The 4,268-nt window shown below is 39.3% G+C and carries 7 protein-coding genes and 1 pseudogene; 2 read left to right on the top strand and 6 right to left on the bottom strand.

The annotated features are described in order from the left end of the window. The 4 genes and pseudogenes from P9Q65_RS13070 to P9Q65_RS13060 form a co-directional block, all read right to left on the bottom strand. On the bottom strand, nucleotides 1-454 hold a 454-nt coding region (locus tag P9Q65_RS13070), incomplete at its 3' end, for a TetR/AcrR family transcriptional regulator (RefSeq protein WP_304509948.1). A gap of 425 nt (nucleotides 455-879) precedes the next feature. Then, nucleotides 880-1,341, bottom strand: a complete 462-nt coding sequence (locus tag P9Q65_RS13065; RefSeq protein WP_304509946.1) for a hypothetical protein — start codon at nucleotides 1,339-1,341, stop codon at nucleotides 880-882. Nucleotides 1,342-1,504: 163 nt separating this feature from the next. Next, nucleotides 1,505-1,735: pseudogene (locus P9Q65_RS13510) on the bottom strand (type II toxin-antitoxin system PemK/MazF family toxin); the annotation flags it as partial. Nucleotides 1,736-1,833: 98 nt separating this feature from the next. Then, on the bottom strand, nucleotides 1,834-1,998 hold the full coding sequence (locus tag P9Q65_RS13060) for an AbrB/MazE/SpoVT family DNA-binding domain-containing protein (protein WP_304509944.1): 165 nt from the start codon (nucleotides 1,996-1,998) through the stop codon (nucleotides 1,834-1,836). Between the two features lie 543 nt (nucleotides 1,999-2,541). Between P9Q65_RS13060 and P9Q65_RS13055 the strand changes: the two genes are divergently transcribed. Together P9Q65_RS13055 and P9Q65_RS13505 are read left to right on the top strand one after the other, a co-directional pair. Beyond that, nucleotides 2,542-2,814: a type II toxin-antitoxin system Phd/YefM family antitoxin gene (locus P9Q65_RS13055; RefSeq protein ID WP_304509942.1), complete on the top strand. Its 273-nt coding sequence runs from the start codon at nucleotides 2,542-2,544 to the stop codon at nucleotides 2,812-2,814. Further along, nucleotides 2,811-3,197 (top strand): type II toxin-antitoxin system VapC family toxin, encoded by a 387-nt coding sequence (locus P9Q65_RS13505; protein WP_442870854.1) that lies wholly within the window; start codon nucleotides 2,811-2,813, stop codon nucleotides 3,195-3,197. The genes P9Q65_RS13055 and P9Q65_RS13505 overlap by 4 nt, the downstream gene beginning before the upstream one ends. Nucleotides 3,198-3,313: 116 nt before the next feature. On the opposite strand, the gene P9Q65_RS13050 is transcribed toward P9Q65_RS13505, so the two are convergent. Both P9Q65_RS13050 and P9Q65_RS13045 read right to left on the bottom strand, forming a co-directional pair. Then, nucleotides 3,314-3,592, bottom strand: coding sequence for an XRE family transcriptional regulator (locus tag P9Q65_RS13050; RefSeq protein ID WP_304509940.1), 279 nt, complete (start codon nucleotides 3,590-3,592; stop codon nucleotides 3,314-3,316). Next, complete coding sequence (locus P9Q65_RS13045) at nucleotides 3,585-3,938, bottom strand: type II toxin-antitoxin system RelE/ParE family toxin (RefSeq protein ID WP_304509939.1); 354 nt, start codon at nucleotides 3,936-3,938, stop codon at nucleotides 3,585-3,587. The genes P9Q65_RS13050 and P9Q65_RS13045 overlap by 8 nt, the downstream gene beginning before the upstream one ends. Nucleotides 3,939-4,268 lie beyond the last annotated feature (330 nt).

Raw genomic sequence — 4,268 nt, 5'->3', positions numbered from 1 at the left:
TTATTCCCTCTTCAAATATATCAGCCATTTCCTTGATTGAATTATTTGACAATTCTTTTATGTCTGAAACTAGCTGAGGGGATAAATTTTTAAGGCTTTCGCCTGATTGTAGATGAAACATGTTGATAAGTATTAAAGGATCAAATTCATAAACGTCATACATGGCTTCTTTTAATGCTTTTATTTTCTGTTCCGGCTCTAAATCCTTTTCACTGCTTACATGTTTTAATTTAATATTCAGATATTGTAGTATCCTGAGAGAAAGGGAAGCACATAGCTCATCTTTGTTTTTAAAATAAAGATAAAGGGTGCCTGGACTTAACTCAGCTTCATTGGCAATATCTTCCATTGTAGCCTTGTTAAAGCCCTTTAGAGAAAACACCCTTTTTGCGGCTATCATTATCTGCTGCCGCCTTCTTCCTTTCTCCCGTTCTTTCCTTTCCTGTATTCCCATAATTTCTGAATCCCATTTATTTCCTAAAAAGCCATATAATTGATATCCGATATTTAGTCAAGGGGAAATATTCATTTCCTAACGACTAAACACGTCCCGCAAGTCCGCACACAGCCTGGGAAGCTCCCTTCTTTTACACCAATTGAGATAATAATGTCTTTACAGGAACAATGATGGGTTGTTTTGTTGAAAAAGACGTCTGAAAAGCATGAAGTGCATGGATTTGTTTTTGAAATTGTTGTGGTTCCCGTTCGCAGCAATAAATTGGTGTCAAAGCTTGAATTGCGAATTAATTTTTTCAAATTGGTTTTTCACCTTTTTATCTTTATTCATCTTCTCTTTAAATGTTTTCACACAATGGATTTAGATGAATATGGCGGTTTTCGGCTCAGTTGAAAATAAAAAAATCAGGTCAATCCTGTCTTTTATCTGAAAAAGACAACGCCATCTCCTGTAAACGTTAAAGTACCATATGGGTCTCCACCACCAATTGGCTCATATGTATAAGAACCGCTGACAGTTACAACAACTTCCTCCTTAAGATTGTTATTTATTGCATATTCCTGGATTTCTGCCCAGTCAAAATATACCTGGACTAAACCCGTTCGTGTCACACGAGCACTTACTGCCACAGCAACATCATCATCGCTAATCATAAATTTTATATCTTCATCAGTTATCCTCATTCCGTTTAAATTACAACCTAAAGTCACCACAATTTCATTATCTGCTTTGCGTTCATCATTAGCATTCAAACTAATCATATAAGGTTCAACCCATATATTTATTTCATCTTCTTCAGCCAGTGCTAAGGTGCAAAGCATACCTGCAGCCAAAAAAACACTGCATACAGCCAAAATCAATTTTGTCATACTTCTTTTTTTCATTGTTATTACCTCCTTACGATATAACTATTATTTAAATGATAAGAATTCCCTTTTTGAGATCGAAGTAAATGAGCTTGGGTGTCATCTTGATTAGCGCACTTATCCCGTCTAAGATAAATGAACTGCCCCGCAGCAAGCTGCTGGGAATTAAACCCTAAAAAAATTAAAACATAATTGGTTCTATTCGCATCAACACTTCTTGTAGTAAATCCTCTGAACATTCGCTGATGAAAAAGGCTTTTCTTGCTCTATAATCTAAAGAACGTAGTTGATCTGCCATTATTTTTCCTGTAATCTTCATTCCAATTGGAATGGTTACATAAAATGGGTTTTTACGTTGAGTATTACTGACAGGACAAACAAAAATAAATCCCATTTTTTGATTAAACGATCTGTGACTAACAACTCAAGCAGGCCGATTTTCCATCTGTTCATGGCCTGCTTGAGGATCAAAGTTGAGATAAATGAAATCAACACGATTTGGGGTATAGCTTACCAAACTTCCCCCCCTTCAGGTTTGCCCCATGAAATTTCTTCTGCTGGTTCTTCCTTTACCTGGGACAGTAATGCTTCTAAAGTATATTTTCTCTTACGAATAGGGACTAAAATTAATTTCTCACCTTCTATGTTACAGCGTAGCTTATCTTTTTTCGGCACCGATATGATGCTCGCGAGTGCATTTCTTGACAGATGTATTCAGGAAAATTTGATACTCCCGAAGGCGATTGATGACGCCGTTCCACGAACTGATACTTGAACGTGAGTCAAAATGATCAACGAAATCTTCAGTAAGTGCACGCTCGTCGATGGACTCATCCATGCGTCGTCGGTTATCAAGACGTCTACCAATGTGGCCAGAAATGTCCAAACACGGTCGAAACATCAGTTCCTTTATTTCGTCTGTCAGCCAAAAATCCATAATGATTATTGCCCTTTAATTTATAGCGAACGTAAAGCTGAGTGGCTGGGCAACGATAACCGAAAAACTATGATAAAGGTAAAAACTACCGGTCAAATACTGCCTTTCAAAAACGGCACGGCTTTGCCCAGCCCATCTCCAGCGCCTGGTTCGGCGACAAGCACCTATGGTGTTACTTAAATAATGTTGCGAGTTCTAATGCCTTAATCATAAGGATTTTCTTTATTATTAACAGTTTCTTTTTATTTGGGCTAACATATGTCGTTGACATGACCAACATTGTGACTTACAATAAAATTATGATAAACTTAAATATAAATGAAATAAAAACTCATTTCTCAAGCTACCTTGCAAAAGTTAGCAACGGAGAAACCGTAATAGTCTGCAAACGGAATGTGCCTATTGCTGAAATAAAACCGATTGCGGCACTCCCAAATAAAAAACGTCCAATTGGTCTGGCGGGCAAAGAATATCCTGAATTTCAAATTAGCGATGCTTTTTTTGAGCCTCTCCCGGATGATATTGTTGCTGCTTTTAATGGCGAAGGCTCGTGAAACTTCTCCTCGATACCTGCACTTTTCTCTGGTTGACCATTGGAAGTAATGAGCTTTCTTCCAATGCAGTTGACGCTTTTGCCGACCCAAAAAATGAAGTCTATCTAAGTGCTGTTTCTGCCTGGGAAATCAATGTTAAATATCGCTTAGGCAAATTGTCTCTTCCTCTCTCACCTGATCAATTTATTCCCAAAGAGCGGAAAAGACACTTGGTCACCCCTTTAGATTTATCGGAACAAGACACTCTGCACCTATGTAAACTACCTACTCCTCACAAAGATCCTTTTGACCGTATGCTTGTATGTCAGGCTATTGAGCATTCGCTAATAATTCTTACCCCTGACCCGCTTATTATACAGTACCCAATTCGTTATCTCTGGTAGCCTTAAAATTCACCTGCAACTTTTTGGATCCAGCCCCCGAACGACAGGGCTCAGCGCGTTTGCGGAACGTGAAGACGGCGCTGTTCGCGGGTCAGCTAAAATTGTTGGGCTATTTGTTACGCAAATTCAATGCGTAACCGTTTGCCGATAGCATGGGCGGCACGTTCTAATGTTTGAAGAGTAATAGATGTGTTTTTTGGATCAAGAAGTCTATCCAATGCAGAGCGACTTGTATTCATTTGCCGAGCCATGGCAACTTTTGACAATTTTTGAGATTGCATTAGCTGGGAAACTTGATAGGCTATTATTCGTTTAATAGCGACTGCCTCTGTTTCTGCTAATAAACCTTCCTCTTCTAGGAAATCATCAAAACTGCTTCCAATGTGTTTATTCATGCTGACCTCCAAAAGTTACCATACGCTGTTTTGCGACTTTCAAGTCGTTTGCTGGAGTTTTCTGAGATTTTTTTATAAAACCATGCAATAATATCATCATACCTTCATGAGCGGTGAATAGAATGCGTGCGATTCGATTATCCAACTGGATACGAACTTCCCACAGGCCTTTCTCAATTTTACGGACAAGCGGCATTCCCAATGGCCAGCCGAATTGAACAGTTTTTATATCCTCTCCAATGACTTTACGATCTTCTTTGTCGAGTTTTTTTAGCCAATCTCGTACCGGCTCTTTCCCTGAGTCCGATTTATAAAAAACAATCTGTAATCTGAAATTGGCAACCATGTATGAAGCGTACCAAATGTGGTGCAAATAGCAACTGTTTTTTGAATTTTTTGGAATATTATATGATTGGTGATTTTCTAGCCCAACGCTAAACTCAGCGGACCAGCCATTGAGATTGGATAGGGCGCATACGTTCCTCTGGTCCGCTTCCGGGTAAAGGCACCGGTTACCCGGCGCCCTCCCCACAGTCCCGTACGTGAAGCTTTCCCTCATACGGTTCCTCGGTTCAAGCTCTTTTTACCAAGCTGTCAACCAATCAGGCGACACCCCGATTGGCGCATAACTTTGCTACCTGCAAGTTATCAAATATTATGGACTATTTTGGGAAGC

It is taken from the genome of Anaerotignum sp., assembly GCF_030625865.1.
In the GTDB taxonomy this organism is placed as follows: domain Bacteria; phylum Bacillota; class Clostridia; order Lachnospirales; family Anaerotignaceae; genus Chakrabartyella.
This window is presented reverse-complemented; position numbering and strand designations above follow the sequence as displayed.

What these genes read in the sequence shown, in the direction of transcription:
- P9Q65_RS13065 (WP_304509946.1), bottom strand. Translation starts at nt 1,341, where the DNA reads ATGAAAAAAAGAAGTATGACAAAATTGATTTTGGCTGTATGCAGTGTT.
- P9Q65_RS13050 (WP_304509940.1), bottom strand. Translation starts at nt 3,592, where the DNA reads ATGAATAAACACATTGGAAGCAGTTTTGATGATTTCCTAGAAGAGGAA.
- P9Q65_RS13045 (WP_304509939.1), bottom strand. Translation starts at nt 3,938, where the DNA reads ATGGTTGCCAATTTCAGATTACAGATTGTTTTTTATAAATCGGACTCA.